This window comes from Pseudoalteromonas sp. Ps84H-4 (assembly GCF_024124645.1).
GTDB lineage: Bacteria > Pseudomonadota > Gammaproteobacteria > Enterobacterales > Alteromonadaceae > Pseudoalteromonas > Pseudoalteromonas lipolytica_C.
The window spans coordinates 95,670-120,031 of sequence record NZ_JAMXSK010000012.1 but is presented as its reverse complement, the minus strand read 5'-3'; the positions used below and the strand labels follow the sequence as shown (position 1 = coordinate 120,031).

Below are 24,362 nucleotides of genomic sequence, written 5' to 3'. Positions count from 1 at the left end.
AAATGAGAAAACAGCTACTAGCAGGAATACTGTGCTTAATGCCTTGTATGGGATTTGCAACAGCACAAGATAAGATAACGCCATTAGCTCGGGATGGGGTTAAAAATGAAATTCCTCTGTTAGAAAATCGTTTTCGCATCGATCATAAAATCGATAAAGTAACCTTACTGTTCTTTCGTAACCGCGGTGCACCTGCCGTTGTATTGGTTCGTCCTGATGGGACTAAGTATTACGCCACAGACTCAGTGAAAAATCATGATCTTGATTGGTATGATGAGCTCAGTTATGACTTAGTCACTATTACTAATCCTATGCCTGGTCCATGGCAGGTTGTTGGCAAAATTTTGCCAGGAAGCCGTATTATGGTGATGGGAGAAATTGAATTAGATGTAGATCCTTTACCGCCGATGCTATTTCGCGGAGAGACAGTGAAACTGAATGGTCGCGTATTAAATGATGGAGAACCCATCGAAGTGGGGCAGTTTCGTGATGTGATTAGTTTGAATGTTGATTTTGTCAGTACTAATAATAGTGATTACTCAAACTTTGGTGCCGGTACGCAAAGTGTCACTGAGTTTAGAGATGATGGCCGTGGTTTTGATGAGCGCCCGCTTGATGGCGTATTTACTGGCGAATTTAAACTGACGTTTCCTGCAGGTGAGTGGCAACCAGAGCTTTATATAGAAACGCCAATACTGAAACGCACCGTGGTACAAAAACCGATTGTGGTGCACGAGCCTCCTTTTGATTATGAAATAGCGCTTGCTGAGCAAGATGAAGATGACCACATTTTAACGATCACCTTAAATCCTGAAATCGTCAAACCTGAAACCGTGCTCATTCAGGGGAAAATCTATTATCCTAATAATGAAGAGCAAATGTTCTCAATTGATGCGGATAAATCACAAATGCGCGAACTTGCAATTAAAAATTATGACTGGGGTAGATACAGTGTTGAGCTATCTGTATTTGGTAGCAATATAAATGACCGTGAATTTATGGCTACTTTACCAACTTATAAATTTGAAATTGAGCGACCCATTGAAGCTGTACCAGAAATTGTTCGCCCTGAAATCGATTTAGAAGCCCAAGCTGAGCAGCAACGAATTATTGAAGAGGAACAAAAAGCGTCCACTACACTAATGGTGATACTCATTGTTGTTGGAAATTTAATCGTTCTACTGTTAGGGTGGCTAGCGATTCGAATTTTTGTGCAGAAAAAACCACTTAAATTTAAAGTTTCTTTGCCATTTTTAAAGAAAAAAAATAAAACCGAAAATGATGAGCAAGCAGCGAAAGAAAATGAAGTCGGCAAAAATGGCTCAAAAAATGACAAATCAGGTGAAATTTTAAACCTTTCGATGTCAGATGACTAAAAAACCTGTAAAAATACAAAAAACCCCTTGACGAACCAGAGGGTGATTCGTATTATTCACGCCGCTGTCAGGGGAGACTCAGTCAGCAACGAAAATGTGGAGTGGTAGTTCAGTTGGTTAGAATACCGGCCTGTCACGCCGGGGGTCGCGGGTTCGAGTCCCGTCCACTCCGCCAATTTTCGACAATTTGTAAGTACGCGCTGGAGTGGTAGTTCAGTTGGTTAGAATACCGGCCTGTCACGCCGGGGGTCGCGGGTTCGAGTCCCGTCCACTCCGCCAATTACTTACACAACGTTTCGTTGTAAAACATTTTTCCTTTGCGGAGTGGTAGTTCAGTTGGTTAGAATACCGGCCTGTCACGCCGGGGGTCGCGGGTTCGAGTCCCGTCCACTCCGCCAATAGGAAAAAATAAATAGCATTAAATACTGCGGAGTGGTAGTTCAGTTGGTTAGAATACCGGCCTGTCACGCCGGGGGTCGCGGGTTCGAGTCCCGTCCACTCCGCCACTATTTAAACGCTATTTTTATTACAAAATTTGTATCGCGGAGTGGTAGTTCAGTTGGTTAGAATACCGGCCTGTCACGCCGGGGGTCGCGGGTTCGAGTCCCGTCCACTCCGCCAACAAATTAAGTAATAACAATGATATCTCTGCGGAGTGGTAGTTCAGTTGGTTAGAATACCGGCCTGTCACGCCGGGGGTCGCGGGTTCGAGTCCCGTCCACTCCGCCATTTGATATCATAAACAAATTAAGTGCATTACCCCATGCACATACCACTGCGGAGTGGTAGTTCAGTTGGTTAGAATACCGGCCTGTCACGCCGGGGGTCGCGGGTTCGAGTCCCGTCCACTCCGCCATTTGTTTTCCTCAAACAAATGATTAAATAAGTTTTTACATCACACCTTACTATTTACTTATACTGACAACGTATCTCGTATCTCGTATCTCGTATCTCGTATCTCGTATCTCGTATCTCGTATCTCGTATCTCGTATCTCGTATCTCGTATCTCGTATCTCGTATCTTTCATCCTATCTTGCTAATATTCTTCATTATTCCTATTTATTCAGCTTTTTATATCTGCATGAATAGCAAAGAATGGCGGCTCCACAACAAAAAGGAAATGCGTTATGAGTACATTCGGAACACAACTAAAACACTATCGCAGTGAGCTAAAACTGAGCCAACCAGAATTTGCAGAGCAAGTTGGAATAGAGCAAAGTTACCTTTCAAAACTTGAGAACGATAAATCAGTGCCTTCGAATGACACATTTCGTTCAATATTAACGGCGCTCAATCTAACAATTTGCGACTTTATGGAGCCATTAAAACATTCTGTAGATAAAGCTCGGTTGATTAATGTGCCTGACATTGAAGCTTGGTATAAGCAACAAAGTAATAAGCAATTCATTAAGCAGCGTTCACTCGTCTATATTGCCATACTGTTAAGTGCGCTAGGCTGTGCCATGTTTTATTTAGGGCATCAAGAAAAGCTATTCAATACAAAATTCTATGAGTACAAATCATATGGTGTGGTGAAAGATAATGAACCAGATGGCATTTTTCATGATTGGCGTATGCTCGTAGAACAAAGCAGCGAGAAAATAGATGCTAAACGTCGTGAAATGATTAGCAGGCATGATTTTAAATTTATTATCTCAGCGGACTATAAAGGTTTTTCGTTTGTAGAATCTGGCGAGCAAGGCAGGCGTTTATATAACCTTACTTCAAAAACACCTGTTATCAAGCCCCATAAAGGCCATGTGTGGCTTGAGTTTATAGGTATCTTATTGTTTGTAGTTGGTGCAGGTCTCATAACATTTGAGAGTAAACTGACAAGAGTGCATTAATGAGTTGTAGAACCTGACGCGTGTTAGCTTGCGTCAGGATCGCGAGGAATTAAATGTGCAAATTGCTGCTGGTGGATTTGTTCATATAGAGTAGCTGCATAGCTTTGCGCATCATGTAATCTGCGCGTACTGATGTGTTTTCGAAGATCATCAAGTGCAGCCGTTGCAGGTTCATAACCTTGGCTACTGGCCAGACTTAGCCACACTGCGCCATGAAAAACACTATGTGGAACACCTTGCCCTTTGATGAAAAACAGCCCCATATAAAATTGCGCCCTATGGTTGCCCGCCATAGCTGCTAAGCGCATCCATTTGGCAGCAAGGGGAGGCTGTTCATTTTTTAAATAATACAAAGCTTTGTTTAGTACGTTTTCAACAGATTGAGTACTTTTATTTGGCGCCGACCCTTTATCGGGTTGGGTTATAAAGGCAAGTACATTATCAAGCTGTTGCTCTAAATCTAAGCCTACTGGCGAATTATCAGACATAGTTTAGTTATTTTCTTGAAATAAAAGACCTTATTAGTTTAGAACATTGCAAGGTAAAATGTCCTCTTATTGAGATAAAATATGATAAAATTAGCCAATTAATCTCAACTTAAAGTTAAACATGTTCGAAAGACTTTTCAAAATCACTGAAAATAACACGTCTGTGCGCCGCGAGACTATTGCTGGCATCACAACATTCATTACCATGGTTTACATTGTATTTGTTAACCCTGCAATGCTTGCAGAAGCGGGAATGGATCAAGGTGCCGCATTCGTAGCAACTTGTATTGCTGCTGCAATTGGTTGTTTTATCATGGGCTTATGGGCAAACTATCCATTAGCACTGGCACCGGGTATGGGCTTAAACGCGTTCTTTACCTATGGTGTAGTGCTTGGTATGGGCTACACTTGGCAAGCCGCACTTGGTGCAGTATTTATGTCTGGCTGTATATTTTTGTGTTTAAGCCTATTTAAGGTGCGAGAGTGGATCATTGATGCGATCCCTCTGGTATTAAAGCGTGCGATTGCCACAGGTATTGGTGCTTTCTTAGCGCTTATTGCACTAAAAAATGCCGGTATTATTGTAGCAAGTCCTGCAACCTTAGTGCAGTTAGGCGATATCACAGCTCCTGGTCCTTTACTGGCTATCTTTAGCTTTTTTGTTATTGCGGCTCTTCTATACCGCGACATGAAAAGCGGCGTGCTAATTAGCATTTTATTGGTTACGGCTATCGCCCTTGGCTTAGACCTTGTGGAGTATCAAGGGATTATTTCAATGCCACCTTCAATTGCGCCAACCTTTATGCAACTGGATTTTGCTGCAGCATTAGAAATTTCAATGTTAACGGTAATCTTTGCCTTCTTATTTGTTGATTTGTTTGATACTTCAGGCACCTTGGTTGCTGTAACGCAAAAGGCAGGTCTTGCTGATGAGCAAGGTAAAATGCCACGCCTAGGTCGTGCGTTAAGTGCCGACAGCACAGCAACGATTGCAGGCTCAATGCTTGGTACTTCAACGACAACGTCATACATTGAATCTGTAGCGGGTGTGTCTGTAGGTGGTCGTACAGGTCTTACAGCTGTTGTTGTGGGTATTTGTTTCTTGTTAATGATGTTCTTTGCACCACTAGCCGGGATGATCCCTGCGTATGCAACGGCAGGTGCGATTTTGTATGTTGCTGTTTTAATGATGCAAAACTTAAAGCTGGTAAATTGGGATGATATGACAGATGCCATTCCAGTGAGCGTGGTATTATTAATGACGCCGTTAACTTTCTCGATTGCGCACGGTATCGCACTGGGTTTTATTTCGTATACTGCGGTGAAGTTGGTATGTGGTAAAAAAGATGAAATCAGTATTAGTGTGTGGGTGTTAACAGCATTGTTTATTGTTAAGTTCGCGTTTTTATCTTAAACACCAACTAAATAAAGAAAGCACAAAGAAAAAGTGGTTTACCACTTTTTCTTTGGTGCGAATAACACGTCTAAGTCGTCTTGCTCTTGCTCTGCTTTTTTCTTAAGTGACGTTGCATTAGATGCTTTCAGTTCAGAGCTTATCGCTTCTAAGTAATTCTCAACTTCTTGTTTTTTACTATTAACATATTCATCGCTATAACTAACAGATGATAGTGTTGCGAGTGCTTTTTCAAAGTATTGTCTCGCAGAGCCAACCATATTGGCAGAGCGAGCAGACATACCTCGCTTAATTTGGCTTTCGACATTAATACGTAATTGAAGTTTTTCCAGACGTTTATCTTCGGCAACAAAAACTTGGCTATCGACTTTGCCTTTACCATGTTCAGAGCGAAGTAAGGTACGCAGTTTCTTTATACCCTGGATAAGTGAAATAAGTTGTTTGTCGTTATCTGGTAATACTAACGCTTCTGTGTTGTTGACTTCGAGAGGAGCGGTTAAGCGTTCTTTTGATTCTTTTAAACGATTTTTTAATTCTCTTGAGTTTGGCGAAAGTTGCACCATGCTTGCTAGTGCATCATAAATACGTCGTTGAATAATGCGTAAGGTGTTTTCAGACATAGGGATGTTCGTACTGTTAAGAAGTACATCTTCTGCCTCTTCGATAATTTTTTTTTGTTTTGTTAGTTCTTTGCGGCGCTCAGCTTCTTGTTTTTCTTTGTGTTGCTGCACAGCACTTACCCACAGTGCGATTACGATTAATGCAACAATGAGCATGATGATGATAGAAACAATCATTACTAAATCTCAGTTTTAACTATCTAATTTTTTTATCTTACATTAAAAAGATTAGATCTGGATAGTTTTGCGGTTACTTATCTAGAATAAACTTCTGATGTTTACTACTTTTTAATGAGTATAGCGTTAAAGCAGCATCTTTATTGAATATTTTGCGAGTAAACACGGCTACCGAGCAGTAATTTAATGTGTTAGCCTTAGAAACAATCGATATAAATGTATAGCGCGATGAAATATCGCTTGGCATTGCGCTTTGCAGCCTTTATAAATAAACAATAACAACGTTTACAATGCAGCCATGAAACTACAACAACTCAGATATATAGTCGAAGTCCAAAATCATAAACTAAATGTCTCTGCGACAGCAGAAAGTTTATTTACCTCGCAACCGGGGATCTCGAAACAAGTTCGTATGCTTGAAGACGAATTGGGTGTACAGATCTTTGGCCGCAGTGGCAAACACCTTACCCATGTAACCAGTGCCGGTAACGAAATTATTAATATTTCACGAGAAATACTGTCGAAAGTTGAAGGTATTAAAGCGGTTGCCAATGAGCATACCTTGCCTGATCAAGGTAAACTTAATATTGCCACCACTCATACTCAGGCGCGTTACGCATTACCGAATGTTATTCAAGGCTTTATGAAAAAGTACCCGGCAGTGTCTTTGCACATGCATCAGGGTACGCCACAGCAAATTTCTGATGCGGCAGCACGCGGTGATGCTGATTTTGCCATTGCGACTGAGGCGCTGCATTTATATTCTGATTTAGTTATGTTGCCGTGCTATCACTGGAATCGCAGTATTGTTGTGGCAAAAACACACCCGCTTGCGCAAAAGGCTGATAATTTAACGGTTGCCGATGTGGCTAAATACCCACTTATTACTTATGTGTTTGGTTTTACTGGTCGTTCTGAATTAGATAAAGCTTTCAATGCACATGGACTTGAGCCGCATATTGTATTTACTGCAACAGATGCTGATGTAATCAAAACTTATGTTCGTTTAGGTCTGGGTGTAGGTGTTGTAGCGTCTATGGCGATTGATCAAATAACAGATACTGATTTAGTGTGTATTGATGCAAGCCACTTATTTGAAGCGAGCACCACTAAAATTGGTTTTAGAAAAGGCAGCTTTTTACGCAGCTACATGTATGATTTTATTGAGCGTTTTGCACCGCATTTAACGAAAGAACTGGTTGAACGAGCAAGCTTATTACGTAACCAAGAAGATGTTGATAAGCTCTTCGAAAACATTGAGTTACCAGTAAAATAAAGATAAAAAAGCCGCTTTGAAGCGGCTTTTTTATTATGCTCAAAACGTGCTGTAAATTAACACTCGATGATATTAACTGCTAAGCCACCGCGAGCGGTTTCTTTATATTTCGTTTTCATATCATTACCTGTGTCGAGCATGGTTTTAATTACCTTATCAAGGGTCACTTTTTGCTCGCCAGAACCACGCATTGCAAGGCGTGACGCATTAATTGCTTTAATTGAGCCCATCGCATTACGTTCAATACACGGTACTTGTACAAGGCCGCCAACAGGGTCACAGGTTAAGCCTAGGTTGTGCTCCATGCCAATTTCAGCGGCGTTTTCAACCTGTACAACATTACCACCCATGATTTCAGTTAGTGCACCCGCTGCCATTGAACAAGCAACGCCCACTTCACCTTGGCAACCTACTTCAGCACCCGAAATTGACGCATTCTTTTTATATAAAATACCAATTGCTGCCGCCGTTAATAAGTAACGAGTCGCGATATCACGGTCTACTTCCTTAATGAACGTGTGATAATACATTAATACCGCTGGTAAAATACCTGCAGCACCATTGGTTGGTGCGGTAACAACACGGCCGCCAGCAGCGTTCTCTTCGTTTACTGCAAGGGCAAATAAATCAACCCAATCCATAGCACGTAATGGGTCGTTGTTTACCTCAATATTTAATTTAAGGTGTAAACTAGGGGCGCGACGTTTTACTTTTAAACCACCTGGTAAGATACCTTCTGTACGCATACCGCGCTCAATACAGGCTTTCATAACTTGCCAAATATTAAACAGCTCATCTTTGATGTCTTTTTCGCTGCGCAGGGTTTTTTCGTTGTGCATCATAAGCGTTGATACACTAAAACCTGACTCACGGCAAAGTTCTAACAGCTCTTTTGCCGTGTTAAACGGATAAGGCGCTGGGTTTTCTTCGCGGATTTCGAGTGCTTTTTGTTTTTCGTTCTCGAACTCATCATCACTCACGATAAAGCCGCCACCGATTGAGTAATACACTTTACTGAATAACTTTTCGCCATTTTGGCTGGCAATGATTTCCATTGCATTTGAATGTTTTGGTAATGTTTTACGACGATGAAATACAATCGCACCTTGCTTAGGGAAATTGGCTTTATGGCTTTGGTTTAAATAAATAACCTGCTCTTTTTCGATTTTCGCGAGGATATCGTCGACTAAATCAGCATCAATGGTTTCTGGATCATAACCGGCAAGGCCTAAGATCACAGCTTTACCAGAGCCATGGCCAATGCCCGTTTGGCCTAATGAACCAAATAGCTCAACTTTAATATCGGTAACGTTTGCAAGTAAGTTTTTTTCTTCTAGTTCGTTTACAAATAAACGCGAAGCGCGCATTGGGCCAACTGTGTGAGATGACGATGGGCCAATACCAATACTAAACATATCGAATGCACTGATCATAATTTGCTACTCATTTTTCTATTAACGGCATACTACCTGCCTTTGAACGGTGCCACATGATAACGTTTAAACGTGCCTGTGTAACCCTAAAAGCAGGATAATTAAACTGGTAGGGCGAGCTGTTTGATAAAGTTATTAATAATGCTGGCTGTTGCTCCCCAAAGCAGACCGTGCGGGGTCATCAAGCCTTGCAAAGTAATGGTTTTACCATTTCGCTCAAAGGGGAGGGGTTGCCAATTTTGTTGATTACTTAAGTAAGATAAGGGCAGTAAAAAACTGGCAGCAACTTCATTGGGATCTGCTTGCCATGTTGTGCCTTCGCTAAGTACACACACAAAAGGCTCAATAGTGAAACCGGTTAGGGTCGCGTACTGATGTAATTTACCGTGGACAGTCACTTGATGTTTGCCAATATTAAGCTCTTCATTGAGCTCTCGAAGGGCTGTGTGCAGTAACGTGTCATCTTGCTCTTCATACTTTCCACCTGGTAAGCAAATCTCCCCTGGGTGATGAAGTAAATAACTAGGTCGCTTGCACAGCAATAAATGCACTTCGTCGTTAACATCAAGCAGAGGTAACATTACGGCACTAGCTCGCTTTTCGGCATTAAAGCGAATGGTAGCTGGGCGCTCTGTAGTTTGACTTAAACTAAAACGGGCAATTATTTGTTGGCTATTCAAGGTAGTTACTTCAACTTTTACTTTAATAAAGGCAGTATCTTATTTACTTTATCGTAAGTTTCTTGGTACTCCAAGTCGACCTTTGAATCAGCCACAATGCCACCGCCAGCCCAGCAATAGATTGCACCTTTGTGGCACACTAAAGTACGAATTGTGATACTGGTATCCATGTTTCCACAGGCACTTAAATAGCCAATTGAGCCGCAGTACACACTACGGCGATGCGGCTCGAGCTCTTCTATGATTTCCATAGCGCGAATTTTCGGCGCTCCGGTAATTGAACCACCCGGGAAAGCGGCATGAATTTGGTCAACGGCATCTTTGCCATCTGCTAACTCTGCGCGCACAGTACTTACTAAATGATGCACAGCCGGAAAGCTTTCAATGGCAAATAACGAGGGGACGGTGACACTACCTGGACGAGCCACTTTGCCTAAATCGTTGCGCAGCAGATCAACAATCATGACATTTTCTGCGCGGTCTTTTTCTGATTGCTGTAATCGAGTTGCTTGCGCTTGGTCTTGTTCAGAGTCAGCCAAACGAGGGAGCGTTCCTTTAATTGGCTTGGTTTCTATTTGGCCCTGATTAATCGAAATAAAACGCTCTGGTGAAATAGATAAAATAGCGCCATCAGGGTGATTTATATAGCTTGAAAATGGTGCTTTATTGGCTTCTCGAAGTTGTTTATATGCTTGCCATGTTGAACCTGAAAATTCAGCTTTAAAACGCTGTGCAAGGTTGATCTGGTAGCAGTCACCACTTTTTAAATAAGCTTGAATTTTCTCGAACTTTTCGCTGTAGCTGGCTTGACCCATGTTTGATTGCCAGTCGCTTTGTAGCGCGAACTCTGCACTTGCTGGTGTTTCGTTTAGGTGCTGCTGATATAGCGCTAAGCGATTATGATTTGGCTGACAGACGTAAAACCAGCTTTGCTGTTGCTTATCATAAATAAGAGCATCTGGATAAAGGCCTACAGCCATTTGCGGCATGTTAATGTCGTTTTCGGCAGTACTTGGCATACTTTCAATCACACGACCTAAGTCATAACCAAAATAGCCAAGCCATCCACCTGTAAAGGGTAGGTTATTAGGGTTAGCTGTGTGATTAAATTCCTGAAGACCTTCTTTCATCAAGCTAAAACAATCACTTGATTGTGCTTTGCCGTCGATAAAGCATGCATTTTCGCGCACTTCTAATTGCTTTAATGGTGCAATAGCAATGATATCGAAGCGGCTATTTACATGCTCGCTATTGGCTGAATCGAGCAACACGGCATGGGGCAAATGAGCAAAATGACTAAATAGCGCGATGCAATCACCACTTAAATCTAATTTAATGCACAAATTTTCATCGTTTATCATCTACATTGCCCTGAATAACTAGCCCGAAACGGGCGAGGAGGGTATCATAAGTTAAATTTGATTGGCAGCGTTATGATTTCCTTTATAGTGATGCCATGACTAACCCGTAGAGTAAATCTTCGTCACCGGTTTACTCAGGATCACGTACAGCGCTACGCGATAAAAACTTAAGGAACCCGTAATGAGTACAATTCGTCAGCAAGACTTCATTGATAGCATTGAAGATGCATTGCAATACATTTCTTTTTATCACCCTCTCGATTTCGTACAAGCCTTAGAAAAAGCTTACAACAAAGAGCAAAGCAAAGCGGCAAAAGATGCCATTGCGCAAATTTTAATTAACTCTCGTATGTCTGCTGAAGGTAAACGTCCACTGTGCCAAGATACAGGTATCATTACTTGTTTCGTAAAAGTAGGTATGGATGTTAAGTGGGATAAAACAGACATGACTGTTCAGCAAATGGTTGATGAAGGTACACGTCGCGCATACTTAAACCCAGATAACCCGTTACGTGCATCAATTGTTGCAGATCCAGCTGGTACGCGTAAAAACACCAAAGACAATACTCCATCAGTTGTTCATATCGACTTAGTGCCAGGCGCTGAAGTAGAAGTTATGGTGGCAGCGAAGGGCGGCGGCTCAGAAAATAAAACGAAAATGGTTATGCTTAACCCATCTGATGATGTGGCTGCATGGGTTGAAAAAACATTACCAACAATGGGTGCGGGCTGGTGTCCACCTGGCATGCTAGGTATAGGTATTGGTGGTACTGCAGAAAAAGCTGCGGTACTTGCTAAAGAATCATTAATGGATCCGGTTGATATTCACGAGCTGATTGAGCGCGGCGCAGAAACAACTGAAGAAAAAATGCGTATCGATATCTTCGAACGTGCTAATAAATTAGGTATTGGTGCACAAGGCCTAGGTGGTTTAACAACCGTAGTTGATGTGAAAGTTAAAACGGCACCGACTCACGCAGCATCAAAACCAGTGGTTATGATCCCGAACTGTGCGGCAACTCGTCACGTTCACTTCACATTAGATGGTTCAGGCCCAGCTGATCTTAAAGCGCCTAAACTTGAAGATTGGCCAGAAGTTACATTTGAAGTAGGTGAAGGTACACGTCGTGTTGATTTAAACACACTGACTAAAGAAGACACGCAAGAATGGAAGATGGGTGAAACGGTTCTTCTGTCTGGTACTATCTTAACGGGTCGTGATGCAGCACATAAACGCCTACAAGATATGATCCAATCAGGTGAAGGGTTACCTGAAGGCGTTGATTTTGATAACAAGTTTATCTACTACGTTGGCCCTGTTGATGCAGTGGGTGATGAAGCGGTAGGTCCTGCTGGCCCTACAACTGCGACTCGTATGGATAAATTCACTGATATGATGTTAGAAAAAACGGGCATCATCGGTATGATTGGTAAAGCAGAGCGTGGTCCTGCAACAGTTGAATCAATCAAAAACAATAAATCTATCTACTTAATGGCAGTAGGTGGTGCAGCTTACCTTGTATCTAAAGCAATCAAGAAAGCACGTGTTGTTGCGTTCGAAGATTTAGGTATGGAAGCAATCTACGAGTTTGAAGTAGAAGATATGCCAGTAACGGTTGCTGTTGATAGTGAAGGCGCCAATGCGCATACGCAAGGCCCTGCTATTTGGAAAGCAAAAATCGAAGAGCTTGATGGCAAATTAAAATAACCATCTTGCAACTCTCTTAAAAAAACGGCGCACCTGCGCCGTTTTTTTTCAGCTCTGACCAGTCTCAGCTATTTCTCTAACATCTCTTTAAAAGCCGATTTTACTTGGCTTGATCGGCACATTTTTCTTGTCACTTTTTCTTTACGCTATACTTTACCTTTACGTTCACGTAATAAAGTTTGTAATGTTAATATTTTGTTTTGAATTAACAATGCTTAATGCGTACATTGATTGGTATATTTTTTCCATAAAGTGTTATTTTTTGAGTTGTTATTTCGGCCTGAGAACTTTGCTTAGTTTTATCATCTCATTTAGTGGCAAGGGAGCAAACGAAGTGATAAAGTCTCGGCACTTTCAGCGCTCACACCCCTTAGGGTAAGAAAATTTCGGAGTATTTTACTGTGGCTGTATTTAATAAAGTCGACTTTGATAACCACGAGCAAGTGGTGTTTTGTTCAGATAAAGAATCAGGCCTAAAAGCTATTATCGCGGTTCACAATACCAAGTTAGGTCCAGCGGTTGGTGGTTGCAGAATGTGGAACTACACAACTGATGAAGATGCTGTTACTGATGCACTTCGTTTATCAAAAGGTATGACCTACAAAAATGCTGTGGCACGTTTACCATTTGGTGGCGGTAAGTCAGTGATCATCGGTAATGCTAAAGAAATTAAATCAGAGCAACTTTTCCGTGCATTTGGTCGCCAGTTAGAGCGTTTAAGCGGTAGCTACTATTCAGCTGAAGATGTAAACATCACTTGTGATGATGTGGCTATCATGAATAAAGAAACTAACTATGTATTAGGCCTTGAAGGTAAAAGTGGTAACCCTTCACCGTTCACAGCGTATGGTACATTCTTAGGTATTAAAGCAGCTTTACAACATCAACGAGGTCATCAAGACCTTGCAGGTATCAAAGTAGCCGTGCAAGGTTTAGGTGCAGTAGCTTATGGCCTTTGTAAACACCTACATGAAGCGGGCGCAACATTATTTGTAACAGATATCAATGAGCAAGCTGTTGAGCGTGTTGTAAATGACTTCAATGCAACGGCTGTGGGTATTGATGAAATCTACGACTTAGATGTTGATGTGTATGCACCATGTGCACTTGGCGCAACGGTAAATGACACGACTATCCCGCGTTTAAAAGCAACAATTATTGCAGGTTGTGCGAATAACCAATTAGCAGAGTCTCGTCACGGTGAGATCATCCGCGAAAAAGGTATCTTATACGCACCAGATTACGTAATTAACGCAGGTGGTATCATCAACGTTTATTACGAAACTGCGCCAGAAGGTTATAGTGCAGAAGCTTCAACTAAGCACGTTGAAGGTATTTACGATACCTTAACTGAAATCTTTGCTCGCTCAGAGAAAGAACAAAAATCAACACATTTAATTGCCGATGAACTAGCATTAGAAATCATCGAAAACGGTTTATAATTAATTAAATTAGTTGTTCAAAAAGGTGCGCAGGTCGCACCTTTTTTTGTGCTCGTAATTTGTCGCAACTAAGTGACGAAGCCATTTTAACTCGTTAAACTCGATTTTTAATCTTCGAGGGTCTCTTATGGATACAGCACTTTGTGAAATCACACCGATTGATTTAGATTCTTGGCCTCGAAAGCAACATTTTGCTTTTTTCAGTGAATTTTCTTTACCTTATTTTAATGTCTGTGTTTCGCTTGATATGGCTGCGCTTTATGAAAAATGTAAAAAATCGCCGTACTCATTTTTTCATACATATGTATACCTGACTTTGGAAGCGTGTCATGACTACGCCCCAATGCGGCAACGTATTATAGATTCTCTACCGGTACAACTGTCATCGGTACGAGGGAGTGTGGTTGAGCTTGCTGATGATGATACGTTCCGATTTAGTTATTTTGAAAAACAGACGTCGATTGAAGCGTTTTCTAAACATGCTATTGAAGTGGGAAAAAACAGTAAAGTACAAGCTTTTTTCTCTGATGCATTTGCTGCAACAGAAGGGCAGCCAGACCTAATTCATATCTCAGTGCTACCATGGTTAAACTTTACTGGTTTTTCGCATGCGGTAAGTGAAGGTCACGGACTTGGTATTCCTAAGTTTGTATTCGGCCAGTTTGATTCAAAAACTGGAAAAATGCCTCTGTCGATTGACGTTCATCATGCCTTGATGGATGGACTTCATGTAGCGCAGTTTTTAAAGGTACTACAAGAAAAAATTACAAATTTTTGTAATTGATTGTTGCTAAATGTGATTAAAGTAAGTAAAAATTGCAACTAATGTAGTATTTTAGCAATTCGCTTAATTAAGTAAGTTGGTTCCATTCGGGGTTTTGCTTAACCCTGAACCTATAAAACTACATCACTGAAAAGAATGATAATAAATATCAGGGTTTTAGTTTTATGGTGCGGGTAGTTAGTTGTATTTTTCTTTTATTGAGTTTCAGCGCTTTAGCTGATTCTGCACGCCTCTCTTTAAGTGATTATTTTACAGAGACTTGGAGCACTCGCGCCGGCCTTCCTCACAATAGCATTAATGGCGTAACGCAAACCAAAGATGGTTACATTTGGATAGCGACTTGGGAAGGGCTTGCTCGCTTTAATGGTCGCGAGTTTAAACTCTTTACTCGAACAGAAATTCCTGGCTTACCTGATTCTGGATTACGCAGCCTGATTCCGATGGATAATGGTGATTTATATATAGTTGGTGCACGAGGTGGTATTGCACAGCGAACTCAAGGGCAATGGCGCGCTTTAGCAACATCGTCAGCTATGATAAATCATGCACTTATAACTGAACAAGGTGAGATTTGGCTTGCCCTCGAAGGAGAGGGGATTGCTTATCGGGCCACAGAGCATGCACCTGAACAAAAACTACTTGATAAACTGAGTGTTTATCGCTTGTTACAAGACCAAGAGGGCGTTATTTGGGCGGCAACCAGTGATGGCTTGTATCAAATTATAGATAACAAGGTTAGTAAGGTTGGCCGAGATTCAGGGTTGCCCGACGCCTCCGTGTTTACTTTACTACTAACGAATTCGGGTACCTTAATTGTAGGCACCGAAAAAGGTGTATGGAAAAAGCAACAAGACAAGTTCACTTCTGTTGACCCCGTCCTTAATAAAGAATCTATCTCTAGCTTACTTGAAGATGCACATGGTGATTTATGGTTTGGTACCATTAATAAAGGGGTGTTTAGGTTAAGTGAATTGGGTTTAGAAAATTTAGCCGCTGACGATGGTTTACCAAATAATCGCATCTTATCGCTAATGCAAGATCGTGAAAAAAGCATTTGGGTCGGAACTAACGCGGGCTTATTTCGATTAAGAGAAGCCCCTTTTACAAATTGGAACAAGAGTAGAGGCCTGGCATCAAATTATGTTCGTACAGTGCTCTCTCACTCAGATGGCAGCTTGTGGGTGGGCAGTAGTAACGGCTTAAATCGTATTGAAAGTGGTGAGTTAACAACGCTTGAGCAAGCTAACGACAAAGACCCTTTATCAGTTTTAAGCCTTACCGAAGATAAACAGGGAGGTGTTTGGCTTGGTACTTATACTGCGGGTTTAATGAAAGTTGCAGATAACAAAATTTATCCCGTTAAAAATCGAAGTAATGGTCTTATTAGTAACGAAGTTCGCGCGGTGCTATTTGATTCGTCTGATAACTTGTGGGTTGGGACTGCAGGTGGGTTAACTAAAATAGATACCTCAGGGCAAACATATTCATATACAACAGTCGATGGTTTAGCTGGCGACTTTATCATGGCCCTTGCTGAAGATGCTTATGGCAATATCTGGATTGGCACAGGCGTTGGCGTATCTATCTTAGATTCAGCTTCTGGACAAATCAGCTCATTAAAATTTCCTGATCAGTTTAGCACTGAGTATGCATTCGGCTTTTATTTGGATGGCGATAAAATGTGGCTCGCCACAGACCGAGGGCTAGTTCGCTACAACCTCAGCACAGATCAAATGAGTTTGTTTGGCCGAGAGCAAGGTTTACCAGTTGATAAACTGTTCCAAGTGATTGAACAAGGTAACTCACTTTGGCTTACCAGTAATCGCGGTGTCATTCAGGTTAACAAAGCACAACTCAATACGTTATTAGATAACCCAGCTAAACCAATGGACGTTTCCATGCAGCTTTATGACGAAGGCGATGGCATGCTAAGTGCGCAAGCGAATGGTGGCTCAAACCCCGCTGCGGTAATACATTCTGATGGTCAAATATGGGTTGCGACCGCTAAGGGCGTTGCTATTGCAGCACCAGAGCGCTTAAAAGAGGCCAGTAAACGCCGTTTGTCGACTGTAATAGAAAGTTTTGAGGTAGATGGTAAATCAATCCCTTTGACTTCTGATACTGATTTTATTAGTTTGCCGGCAGGTGTCTCACGTGTGTCTTTTAATTACGCAGGGCTTAGTTTTATTATGCCTGCTCGGCTTAACTATCAAACTCAATTAAGTGGGTACAATCAACAATGGGTAGACCGGGGGCGTCTGACCATTACCGAGTACACAAATTTACCGCCAGGTGAATATACCTTTAAAGTGCGCGCAGGCTACCCAAATAGTGATTGGCAAAATAATGAGCAAGTATTGCATTTTAAAATTGCTCCTTATTTTTGGCAAAAAACCAGCTTTAAGTTATTTATCTTAATTGCCGTTCTTTTTACCGCGTATGTCATTTATAAATATCGGCTATATCACTATAAGCGAATTGAAATTGAATTAACGGAAAAAGTTGAACAGCAAATGCATGAACTAAAAACACAAGCTGATGCATTTGCCCACTTAGCAAACCATGACCAATTAACACAATTACCGAATAGACGCGCCTTTGATAGTTGGTTAGCAAATAACTTTAACCAGTTTCAAGATGAGGATAAAGCGCTCAGTATTGCGATTATGGATATTGATCACTTTAAACAGATTAATGATGATTTCTCTCATTTAATCGGTGATAAGGTGATTTGTGAAATCGCACGATTATTACAAATGAGTTTTCCAGATGAAGGCTATGCTGCACGATGGGGAGGTGAAGAGTTTACCTTACTATTCCCGCACAAAAATGCTGAACAAGCAGCACTGTTGTGTGAAAATATACGTTTACAGATAGCTGACTATGACTTTGCTGATATCGCAACAGGACTATGTGTTACGGTGAGCTTTGGTGTTGCAGATAATTCAAAAGTCACTGACTATGATCGATTACTATCTAATGCAGACAATGCCTTATACAGTGCTAAAAATAGCGGCCGCAACAGGGTTTTCATGCATAATAAGGGTTGCATGACACCAAGTTAAGGTTTTTGAAAATAAAAAGTGTGCAAACAATTGATCTTTTTTGGTTTGCACACATTAAAGTAACAAGACTGTTTTTTAGGCGTTAGTAATGCTAAACCTGTTGTTGTTAGTTTTTTTAATTATATTTATTGTCTGTTACTGGCGCTGGGATGACATCCGTAACCACTTTTGGCAGAAAAAATACCTTAATTACTCCCTCAATGCTCAGCAAAAAAAACTGCTATTAAACTATATGCCCATCTACCAAAAGATGACGGATGCAGACCGTGAAAAGCTGGAGCGTCACATTGTCTGGTTTTTAAATGAAAAGCGCTTTATTGGCTGTGATGGCCTTAAACTTAATGATGCAATGAAGCTGATTGTAGCGGCCGATGCCTGTGTTTTAGTGCTTAATAAGCCTTGGCCCCTGTATCGCAATGTAAAAGAGATCCTTTTATACCCAAGCGCTTATTATGCGCCGCAAACTTCCCGCGACAATGCAGGGCTCGTAAGCTATCACAATACCGTGCGCCAAGGAGAGTCTTGGCCGGGTGGAACCTTGGTACTGAGCTGGCATGATGTTCTTGAGGGCAATCGCTTACCAAGTGATGGACATAATTTGGTGTTTCATGAGTTTGCTCATCAACTCGACCAAGAAACAGGGCAAACCACAGGCACGCCATTGCTTTCGAGTAATGAGGATTACCAAAAATGGGCGAAAGTATTTAGCCGCGCATTTAATCAACTCAAAACCCACTTAGCCTATGGCATGCCTCATGTTATTCACAGTTACGGGGCAACTAATGAGGCCGAGTTTTTTGCTGTTATCACCGAAACCTTTTTAGAAAAACCTGCAGAACTCAGGCAGTTTGACCCAGAAATTTATCATTTACTGGTTGGCTTTTATCAGTTTGATCCGATTGCGTGGCATTAGTCGTCTATTTACGTCTGTTTAACACGTATTGCTGGAATCTTGCTATGCTATTTGGTGCAATCTTAAAAGTGTGCATATAAGCAAAACAATAAAAAGTGAGATTTCAATGAAGAAAATGCTTCATACAGCGCTTGCTGTATCGATTTCACTTGCTCTATCAGGGCAAGTGGCTGCAACTGAGCAATCAAATGATGACAAATGGCAAGTAGATACACCAAAAGGCCAATTCCTAGACGCTAAAATTAGTGTTGAGCAAGGCACGTGGATGAATGTTGATATTAGCCCTGATGGTAAAACAGTGGTGTTTGACTTACTCGGCGATATTTATACCATGCCAATGTCGGGTGGTACTGCAACGCAATTAACCAGTGATATTGCATGGCAAATGCAACCACGCTTTAGCCCTGACGGTAAGCACATTGCGTTTACTTCAGACCAAGGCGGTGGTGACAATATTTGGGTTATGGATGTAAACGGTGAAAACCAAAAGGCAGTAACCAACGAAACATTCCGCTTGTTAAATAGCCCAGCTTGGAGCCCGGATGGCGACTATTTAGTTGCGCGTAAGCACTTTACTGCAAGCCGCTCTTTAGGTGCTGGTGAAGTATGGCTTTACCACAAAGCGGGTGGCAAGGGTGTGCAACTAACTGCACGCGAGAACGACCAAAAAGACTTAGGTGAGCCAATGTTCTCACCTGATGGTCGTTATGTTTATTTCTCTCATGATGCAACGCCGGGTAAAACATTCCATTACTCAAAAGACTCTGTAGCGGGCATTTATAAAATTAAACGCTACGACCGTGAAACCGGCGAGATTGAAACAATTATAGATGGTATGGGTGGGGCTATACGACCGACACCTTCACCAGATGGTAAAAAACTTGCGTATATCAAGCGTGATGATTTCCAAACAAGCTTGTATTTATATGATCTCCATACCGGTGAGCATACAAAGCTTTATGGTGAGCTTGAACGCGATATGCAAGAAACATGGGCTATTCATGGTGTATACCCGACAATTGCTTGGACACCAGACAACGAACAACTAGTATTTTGGGCGGGGGGGTCAATCCATAAGTTAGATGTGGATGATAAGTCTGTCTCGACTATTCCATTTAAAGTTGAAACCAATAAGCAAATTCAAAAAGCAGTGCGCTTTACACAAAACATCGATAGCGATAATTTTGATGTGAAAATGCTGCGTAATGTACAAATTTCACCAGATGGTGAAACAGCTATTTTTGAGGCGCTAGGTCATATTTATAAGCGTGATTTAGAGTCAGGCAAAGTAAAGCGTCTGACTAAGCAAGACGATCACTTTGAATTATTCCCGCAGTTTTCTCGTGATGGTAAGAAGATTGTTTACACCACATGGGATGACAACGAGCAGGGCTCAGTACGTGTTGTGTCTGCACGTGGTGGTCGTGGCGATACTATTACCAAAGAACCAGGTAAATACGTAGAGCCAACATTTAGCCCAGATGGCAAAACGATTGTTTACCGTAAAGCGTCTGGCGGCAGTATCCTTAATCCAACATGGTCATTAGAGCCAGGTATTTACTCAGTAAGTGCTAAAGGCGGTAATTCAACACTTATCACTAAATCAGGGTATCAGCCGCAATTTGGTGCAGCGAATGACCGTATTTATGTGATGAGTCCTTGGCCAAAACCAACATTAAGTGTTGTTGAACTTGAATCAAAACAAGTTCGTAAACTTTACGAATCAGAACATGCAACAGAGTTTAGAGTATCACCAGATGGTCAATACCTAGCGTTTGCAGAGCGTTTTAAAGTATTTGTTACACCATTTGTTGAGCGTGGCAAAACCATTAATATTGGTCCGAAAGATAGCCAATTCCCAATTGAGCAGCTCTCTGTTCGCGCGGGTGAAAACATCAGTTGGAGTGGCACAAGCGATAAACTTTATTGGAGCCTAGGCCCTGAGTTATATCATGCAAGCCTAGCGGGTTTATTTGATATTAACCAAAATGCAGAGACTGACTTTAAAGTTAAAAGCGGCGATAACATCGGTTTTACAAAAACCATGGCCGAGCCTAAATCAGTATTTGCGTTAACTGGCGCACGTATTATCACCATGAACGGTGAGCAAGTCATTGAAAACGGCGTTATTGTTACTGATGGTAAGCATATTAAAGCGGTTGGCAGTAAAGACAGTGTTGCTATTCCTAAAGGCGCAGAAGTAATTGATGTAACTGGCAAGACGATTATGCCGGGTATTGTTGATGCGCATGCGCACGGCTCGCAAGGCAGCGATGAGATCATTCCACAGCAAAACTGGAAGAACTTAGCTGGCTTAGCGTTAGGTGTGACAACGATTCACGATCCATCAAACGACACCACAGAGATTTTTGCTGCAAGCGAAATGCAAAAAGCAGGCATGATTGTCGGCCCTCGTATTTTCTCAACGGGTACCATTTTATATGGTGCAAATATGCCAGGTTATACATCGCATATTGACTCGTTAGAAGATGCTAAATTCCATCTTGAGCGTTTAAAGAAAGTAGGTGCGTTTAGTGTTAAATCATATAACCAACCTCGTCGTGAACAGCGCCAACAAGTTATTGAAGCAGGTCGTGAACTTGAAATGATGGTTGTGCCAGAAGGCGGTTCATTACTACAGCACAACTTAACCATGGTAGTTGATGGTCATACGGGTATTGAACACTCAATTCCTGTTGCCAATATTTACGATGATATTCGCCAGCTTTGGTCTCAAAGCGATGTGGGTTATACGCCGACACTGGGTGTAGCTTACGGTGGTATTTGGGGTGAAAATTATTGGTACGACAAGACGGATGTGTGGAATCACCCACGCTTAAGTAAGTTTGTTCCAAAGAATCAGCTTTTACCTCGTTCAATGCGTCGTGTTAAGGCGCCCGATCATCACTATAACCACTTCAACAATGCCCGTGTTGCCAAAGAGCTGCAAGACTTAGGTGTGTTAGTAAACCTAGGTGCTCACGGTCAACGTGAAGGTTTAGCGGCACATTGGGAAATTTGGATGTTTGCGCAAGGTGGTATGACACCACTTGAAGCTATTCGTGCCGCAACGTTAGATCCTGCTAAATACATTGGTCTGGATAAAAACATCGGTTCTCTAGAGCCGGGTAAACTTGCCGATTTAATTGTTATTGACGGTAACCCGCTAACTAACATTCGTGATACAGATAAAATAGATTACACCATGATCAATGGTCGTTTATTTGATGCTGCTACCATGAACGAAGTGGGTGAGAAAAAACGCGAAAAGTTATATTTTGAAAAAATCTAACATAGCAAAAATCTAAACAGAAAGCGGCCATTGTGCCGCTTTTTTATTGTTTATTTATTGTTTTAAATAAGGGAATTGTTTAATTCCTACTAGTTTTGCTTGGCAGATCATGCCCTCAACAAGCGTCATCAAATAGTGGCTCTGTGAGTTTAGCTGCGAACTATCCATGTTGTTACAGTTTGATAAACGCTGTTTTATTAACTGCTGCACCGCTATTTTATGCTCTTTGCAGGCTTGATTAATTGGACTTGCAGGATCAGCAAATTCAGCAGCAGTGTTAATAAATAAACAGCCATTGAAATCACCTAACTCTGTTACTTCAGAGTTAAACCAAGCTTCATGGCAGCTGATCAACGTTGCTTTAAACTCTTCAACAGTGGTTTGCTTGCTGGTGGCATGCGTTAACCAATGTATAAACCTATTATGTCGCTCACTGAGGCACGCGAGTAACAATTCATCTTTACTTGCGAAATGGTGGTACATGGTTTTTTTGGCGACACCCGCCACATTAATGATTTCGTTTATTCCCACACTATGAATGCCTTTTTGATAAAAAAGTGACAAGGCGGTCAAAATAATATGTGTTCGTTTATCCATAACAAGGCCTCAATTGGAGATTAATGATAGCTTGACAGAAGTAGACCGGCTTGTCTACCATTCGCGAGGTAGACAATTCGGTCTACTTTGGGAGGTGTAATGGATAATAAAGTAACTAAAGCGGCAATCGCGGGTGTGTTTGCTTGTATGGCAATTTTTGTATTGGCCTATTTACAGCAATTAGGAAGTTATGGGGTGTGGTTGATGGCCCCCTTTGGGGCAACTGCGGTTCTGGTATTTGGTGTGCCACACAGCCCTTTAGCTAAAGCGAAGAATGTTATTGGTGGGCACTTTTTAACTGCACTAATCGGCGTTGTATTTGTAAATTATGTCGGTGTAGGGGCTGTTGAAATTGCTGTAGCTACAGGGTTGGCAATTAGCCTAATGATGTTGACAGATACCGTACATCCAGCGGCAGGCGCAAACCCTATTTTGATTATGCAATCTATGCAAAGCTGGGACTTTTTAGTGATGCCCGTATTAATCGGAGCCGTATTTATTGTATTGTTTGGCTATTTAAGTCAATGGATATTAAGCAACCAATTGAATAGCCATAAAAAAACCGCTAACGAGTAGCGGTTTTTAAAATTGCTAAGTGTAATTTGATTACACAACACCACGCGGTAAACGACAATCGTGGTCTTTTTCAGCTAGGTTAACAATCCAAAGCTCTTCAGCTTTGTAACCATCATCGTTTGCTGTAACAACAGTAAACGGTGCTTTCTTAGCTGTTTTAGCCGGTGCAGCGGTTTTAGTTTTGGTTTTTTTCGCTGGTGCTTTTGGTGCTTCTTCTGCTTTAGGCTCAGCTGTTTTACCAGAAGTGAGCTCTTCAGTCAGCGCTGCAACATCAGCAAGGCGCAAGTTTTTGCCACCATCGATGCTATACCAACCAGGTTTTGTAGTGATTTCAGGTTTCTTACCATTCGCTGCTTCGTATGCTGCTTCGAAGGCATTTAACACTTCTGTTTTGTCTAGTTTGCTCATCAGAGACCCTATACGTTGTAAACACAGATTAAGAATATATATTTATACCTATTTTCAGCTTACTTTTCAATTTTTTGCGATTTTCCTTCCATTTTTCACTCATAAACGCCAAAATTTGCACAAAATAGAGGGTTGAAGGACGATTTTCATATGCAACGCAAACAATTTACTCAATTATTAAACGACATTCTTAAACCTGATTCTATCGCTGACTTTTGCCCAAATGGCTTACAAGTTGAAGGGGCGAGTGAAGTAAAAAAGATAGTGACGGGCGTCACAGCTAGCCAAGCATTGATTGATGCCGCTATTGCAGAAAATGCAGATACGATTCTGGTACATCATGGCTATTTCTGGAAAGGAGAGTCGCAGCCAATCACGGGCATGAAAAAACGCCGCATAGCAGCGCTTTTAAATAATGATATTAATTTATATGGCTATCACTTACCGCTAGATATTCATCCTGACATTGGTAATAACGCACAATTGGCAAATTTACTTGGTATTGAGTTCACTGGTGGGCTTGAATCTGGTCCAAATAGTGTGCCGGTAAAAGGGCGTTTAAAAACACCACTAAGCGGTGAAGAATTTGCCGATAAAATTGCGAAAGTACTTAATAGAGCACCATTAACTAGTTTGGTCAGAAAAGAAAAAATCGAAACCATCGCTTGGTGCACCGGGGGTGGCCAAGGGTATATTGATTTAGCGGCTGCTCAAGGGATTGATGCTTATCTTACAGGTGAAGCCTCTGAGCAAACGATTCATAGTTCACGCGAGCAAGGCATCGACTTTTTTGCAGCAGGACACCATGCTACTGAGCGTTATGGCATTAAAGCCTTAGGCGAACTTTTAGCTGAGCAGCATGGTTTTGATGTAACGTTTATCGATATCGACAATCCAGTCTGAT

General features: G+C 41.6%; 19 protein-coding genes and 7 tRNA genes. 19 read left to right on the top strand and 7 right to left on the bottom strand.

The genetic code is table 11. From position 1 onward, the window contains the following. Window positions 1–38: 38 nt before the first annotated feature. The 9 genes from NH454_RS12235 to NH454_RS12195 all read left to right on the top strand — a co-directional run bounded on the left by NH454_RS12235 (window position 39) and on the right by NH454_RS12195 (window position 3,224). Window positions 39–1,376 carry a TIGR03503 family protein gene (locus tag NH454_RS12235; protein WP_253039212.1) on the top strand — a complete coding sequence of 446 codons (1,338 nt, stop codon included), beginning with the start codon at window positions 39–41 and terminating at the stop codon, window positions 1,374–1,376. Between the two features lie 98 nt (window positions 1,377–1,474). After that, a tRNA-Asp gene (locus NH454_RS12230) sits at window positions 1,475–1,551 on the top strand. Window positions 1,552–1,578: 27 nt separating this feature from the next. Then, window positions 1,579–1,655 (top strand) — tRNA-Asp (locus NH454_RS12225). A 42-nt stretch (window positions 1,656–1,697) separates the two neighbouring features. Next, window positions 1,698–1,774 (top strand) — tRNA-Asp (locus NH454_RS12220). A 31-nt stretch (window positions 1,775–1,805) separates the two neighbouring features. Then, window positions 1,806–1,882, top strand: a tRNA-Asp gene (locus NH454_RS12215). Between the two features lie 38 nt (window positions 1,883–1,920). Further along, window positions 1,921–1,997: transfer RNA gene (locus NH454_RS12210), tRNA-Asp, on the top strand. 31 nt (window positions 1,998–2,028) lie between these two features. Next, a tRNA-Asp gene (locus NH454_RS12205) sits at window positions 2,029–2,105 on the top strand. 50 nt (window positions 2,106–2,155) lie between these two features. Next, window positions 2,156–2,232 (top strand) — tRNA-Asp (locus NH454_RS12200). Between the two features lie 272 nt (window positions 2,233–2,504). After that, window positions 2,505–3,224, top strand: a complete 720-nt coding sequence (locus NH454_RS12195) for a helix-turn-helix transcriptional regulator (protein ID WP_235382899.1) — start codon at window positions 2,505–2,507, stop codon at window positions 3,222–3,224. A 23-nt stretch (window positions 3,225–3,247) separates the two neighbouring features. Here the strand turns inward: NH454_RS12195 and NH454_RS12190 are convergent, their stop codons facing one another. Continuing rightward, window positions 3,248–3,712 carry a sel1 repeat family protein gene (locus NH454_RS12190; protein WP_054551621.1) on the bottom strand — a complete coding sequence of 155 codons (465 nt, stop codon included), beginning with the start codon at window positions 3,710–3,712 and terminating at the stop codon, window positions 3,248–3,250. A gap of 121 nt (window positions 3,713–3,833) precedes the next feature. Here NH454_RS12190 and NH454_RS12185 point away from each other — a divergent pair, with 121 nt between their 5' ends. After that, the gene (locus NH454_RS12185; RefSeq protein WP_168246726.1) at window positions 3,834–5,126 is read left to right on the top strand and encodes an NCS2 family permease; all 1,293 of its coding nucleotides are present in this window, start codon (window positions 3,834–3,836) and stop codon (window positions 5,124–5,126) included. 38 nt (window positions 5,127–5,164) lie between these two features. Here the strand turns inward: NH454_RS12185 and NH454_RS12180 are convergent, their stop codons facing one another. Next, complete coding sequence (locus tag NH454_RS12180) at window positions 5,165–5,923, bottom strand: hypothetical protein (RefSeq protein WP_135924162.1); 759 nt, start codon at window positions 5,921–5,923, stop codon at window positions 5,165–5,167. 298 nt (window positions 5,924–6,221) lie between these two features. On the opposite strand from NH454_RS12180, the gene cysB reads away from it, so the two are divergent. Continuing rightward, window positions 6,222–7,199, top strand: coding sequence for an HTH-type transcriptional regulator CysB (gene cysB, locus NH454_RS12175; protein WP_054551618.1), 978 nt, complete (start codon window positions 6,222–6,224; stop codon window positions 7,197–7,199). Window positions 7,200–7,255: 56 nt separating this feature from the next. On the opposite strand, the gene NH454_RS12170 is transcribed toward cysB, so the two are convergent. The 3 genes from NH454_RS12170 to pabB all read right to left on the bottom strand — a co-directional run bounded on the left by NH454_RS12170 (window position 7,256) and on the right by pabB (window position 10,673). Continuing rightward, a complete protein-coding gene (locus NH454_RS12170; protein ID WP_062566218.1) occupies window positions 7,256–8,632 on the bottom strand; it encodes an L-serine ammonia-lyase in 1,377 nt (458 codons plus the stop codon). Between the two features lie 101 nt (window positions 8,633–8,733). Then, window positions 8,734–9,312 carry a CoA pyrophosphatase gene (locus NH454_RS12165; RefSeq protein ID WP_253039207.1) on the bottom strand — a complete coding sequence of 193 codons (579 nt, stop codon included), beginning with the start codon at window positions 9,310–9,312 and terminating at the stop codon, window positions 8,734–8,736. 17 nt (window positions 9,313–9,329) lie between these two features. Then, window positions 9,330–10,673, bottom strand: coding sequence for an aminodeoxychorismate synthase component I (pabB, locus tag NH454_RS12160; RefSeq protein WP_253039206.1), 1,344 nt, complete (start codon window positions 10,671–10,673; stop codon window positions 9,330–9,332). Window positions 10,674–10,854: 181 nt separating this feature from the next. On the opposite strand from pabB, the gene NH454_RS12155 reads away from it, so the two are divergent. From NH454_RS12155 to NH454_RS12130, 6 genes are all read left to right on the top strand, one after another. Beyond that, a complete protein-coding gene (locus tag NH454_RS12155) occupies window positions 10,855–12,381 on the top strand; it encodes a fumarate hydratase (RefSeq protein ID WP_054551614.1) in 1,527 nt (508 codons plus the stop codon). A 401-nt stretch (window positions 12,382–12,782) separates the two neighbouring features. Then, on the top strand, window positions 12,783–13,823 hold the full coding sequence (locus NH454_RS12150) for a Glu/Leu/Phe/Val dehydrogenase (RefSeq protein WP_253039205.1): 1,041 nt from the start codon (window positions 12,783–12,785) through the stop codon (window positions 13,821–13,823). 148 nt (window positions 13,824–13,971) lie between these two features. Continuing rightward, window positions 13,972–14,607 (top strand): CatA-like O-acetyltransferase, encoded by a 636-nt coding sequence (locus NH454_RS12145; protein ID WP_235403869.1) that lies wholly within the window; start codon window positions 13,972–13,974, stop codon window positions 14,605–14,607. Window positions 14,608–14,771: 164 nt separating this feature from the next. Continuing rightward, on the top strand, window positions 14,772–17,672 hold the full coding sequence (locus NH454_RS12140; protein ID WP_253039204.1) for a ligand-binding sensor domain-containing diguanylate cyclase: 2,901 nt from the start codon (window positions 14,772–14,774) through the stop codon (window positions 17,670–17,672). 88 nt (window positions 17,673–17,760) lie between these two features. Further along, window positions 17,761–18,585, top strand: coding sequence for a M90 family metallopeptidase (locus NH454_RS12135; RefSeq protein WP_199525812.1), 825 nt, complete (start codon window positions 17,761–17,763; stop codon window positions 18,583–18,585). 106 nt (window positions 18,586–18,691) lie between these two features. After that, a complete protein-coding gene (locus tag NH454_RS12130) occupies window positions 18,692–21,877 on the top strand; it encodes an amidohydrolase family protein (protein ID WP_235382903.1) in 3,186 nt (1,061 codons plus the stop codon). Between the two features lie 54 nt (window positions 21,878–21,931). Here the strand turns inward: NH454_RS12130 and NH454_RS12125 are convergent, their stop codons facing one another. Next, the gene (locus NH454_RS12125) at window positions 21,932–22,474 is read right to left on the bottom strand and encodes a TetR/AcrR family transcriptional regulator (protein WP_235382904.1); all 543 of its coding nucleotides are present in this window, start codon (window positions 22,472–22,474) and stop codon (window positions 21,932–21,934) included. Between the two features lie 99 nt (window positions 22,475–22,573). On the opposite strand from NH454_RS12125, the gene NH454_RS12120 reads away from it, so the two are divergent. After that, entirely contained in the window at window positions 22,574–23,050 is a 477-nt protein-coding gene (locus tag NH454_RS12120; RefSeq protein ID WP_235382905.1) for an HPP family protein, read from the top strand. A 30-nt stretch (window positions 23,051–23,080) separates the two neighbouring features. Here the strand turns inward: NH454_RS12120 and NH454_RS12115 are convergent, their stop codons facing one another. Beyond that, window positions 23,081–23,458 carry a hypothetical protein gene (locus NH454_RS12115; RefSeq protein ID WP_063706001.1) on the bottom strand — a complete coding sequence of 126 codons (378 nt, stop codon included), beginning with the start codon at window positions 23,456–23,458 and terminating at the stop codon, window positions 23,081–23,083. Window positions 23,459–23,608: 150 nt separating this feature from the next. Here NH454_RS12115 and NH454_RS12110 point away from each other — a divergent pair, with 150 nt between their 5' ends. Beyond that, window positions 23,609–24,361 carry a Nif3-like dinuclear metal center hexameric protein gene (locus NH454_RS12110; RefSeq protein WP_138556787.1) on the top strand — a complete coding sequence of 251 codons (753 nt, stop codon included), beginning with the start codon at window positions 23,609–23,611 and terminating at the stop codon, window positions 24,359–24,361. Window position 24,362 lies beyond the last annotated feature (1 nt).

Bases quoted from the DNA above. Each gene is read 5' to 3' on its own strand.
- NH454_RS12110 (WP_138556787.1), top strand. From the start codon at position 23,609: ATGCAACGCAAACAATTTACTCAATTATTAAACGACATTCTTAAACCT.
- NH454_RS12235 (WP_253039212.1), top strand. From the start codon at position 39: ATGCCTTGTATGGGATTTGCAACAGCACAAGATAAGATAACGCCATTA.
- cysB (WP_054551618.1), top strand. From the start codon at position 6,222: ATGAAACTACAACAACTCAGATATATAGTCGAAGTCCAAAATCATAAA.
- NH454_RS12180 (WP_135924162.1), bottom strand. From the start codon at position 5,923: ATGATTGTTTCTATCATCATCATGCTCATTGTTGCATTAATCGTAATC.
- NH454_RS12125 (WP_235382904.1), bottom strand. From the start codon at position 22,474: ATGGATAAACGAACACATATTATTTTGACCGCCTTGTCACTTTTTTAT.
- NH454_RS12120 (WP_235382905.1), top strand. From the start codon at position 22,574: ATGGATAATAAAGTAACTAAAGCGGCAATCGCGGGTGTGTTTGCTTGT.
- pabB (WP_253039206.1), bottom strand. From the start codon at position 10,673: ATGATAAACGATGAAAATTTGTGCATTAAATTAGATTTAAGTGGTGAT.
- NH454_RS12115 (WP_063706001.1), bottom strand. From the start codon at position 23,458: ATGAGCAAACTAGACAAAACAGAAGTGTTAAATGCCTTCGAAGCAGCA.
- NH454_RS12155 (WP_054551614.1), top strand. From the start codon at position 10,855: ATGAGTACAATTCGTCAGCAAGACTTCATTGATAGCATTGAAGATGCA.
- NH454_RS12140 (WP_253039204.1), top strand. From the start codon at position 14,772: ATGGTGCGGGTAGTTAGTTGTATTTTTCTTTTATTGAGTTTCAGCGCT.
- NH454_RS12170 (WP_062566218.1), bottom strand. From the start codon at position 8,632: ATGATCAGTGCATTCGATATGTTTAGTATTGGTATTGGCCCATCGTCA.
- NH454_RS12190 (WP_054551621.1), bottom strand. From the start codon at position 3,712: ATGTCTGATAATTCGCCAGTAGGCTTAGATTTAGAGCAACAGCTTGAT.
- NH454_RS12130 (WP_235382903.1), top strand. From the start codon at position 18,692: ATGAAGAAAATGCTTCATACAGCGCTTGCTGTATCGATTTCACTTGCT.
- NH454_RS12195 (WP_235382899.1), top strand. From the start codon at position 2,505: ATGAGTACATTCGGAACACAACTAAAACACTATCGCAGTGAGCTAAAA.
- NH454_RS12185 (WP_168246726.1), top strand. From the start codon at position 3,834: ATGTTCGAAAGACTTTTCAAAATCACTGAAAATAACACGTCTGTGCGC.
- NH454_RS12135 (WP_199525812.1), top strand. From the start codon at position 17,761: ATGCTAAACCTGTTGTTGTTAGTTTTTTTAATTATATTTATTGTCTGT.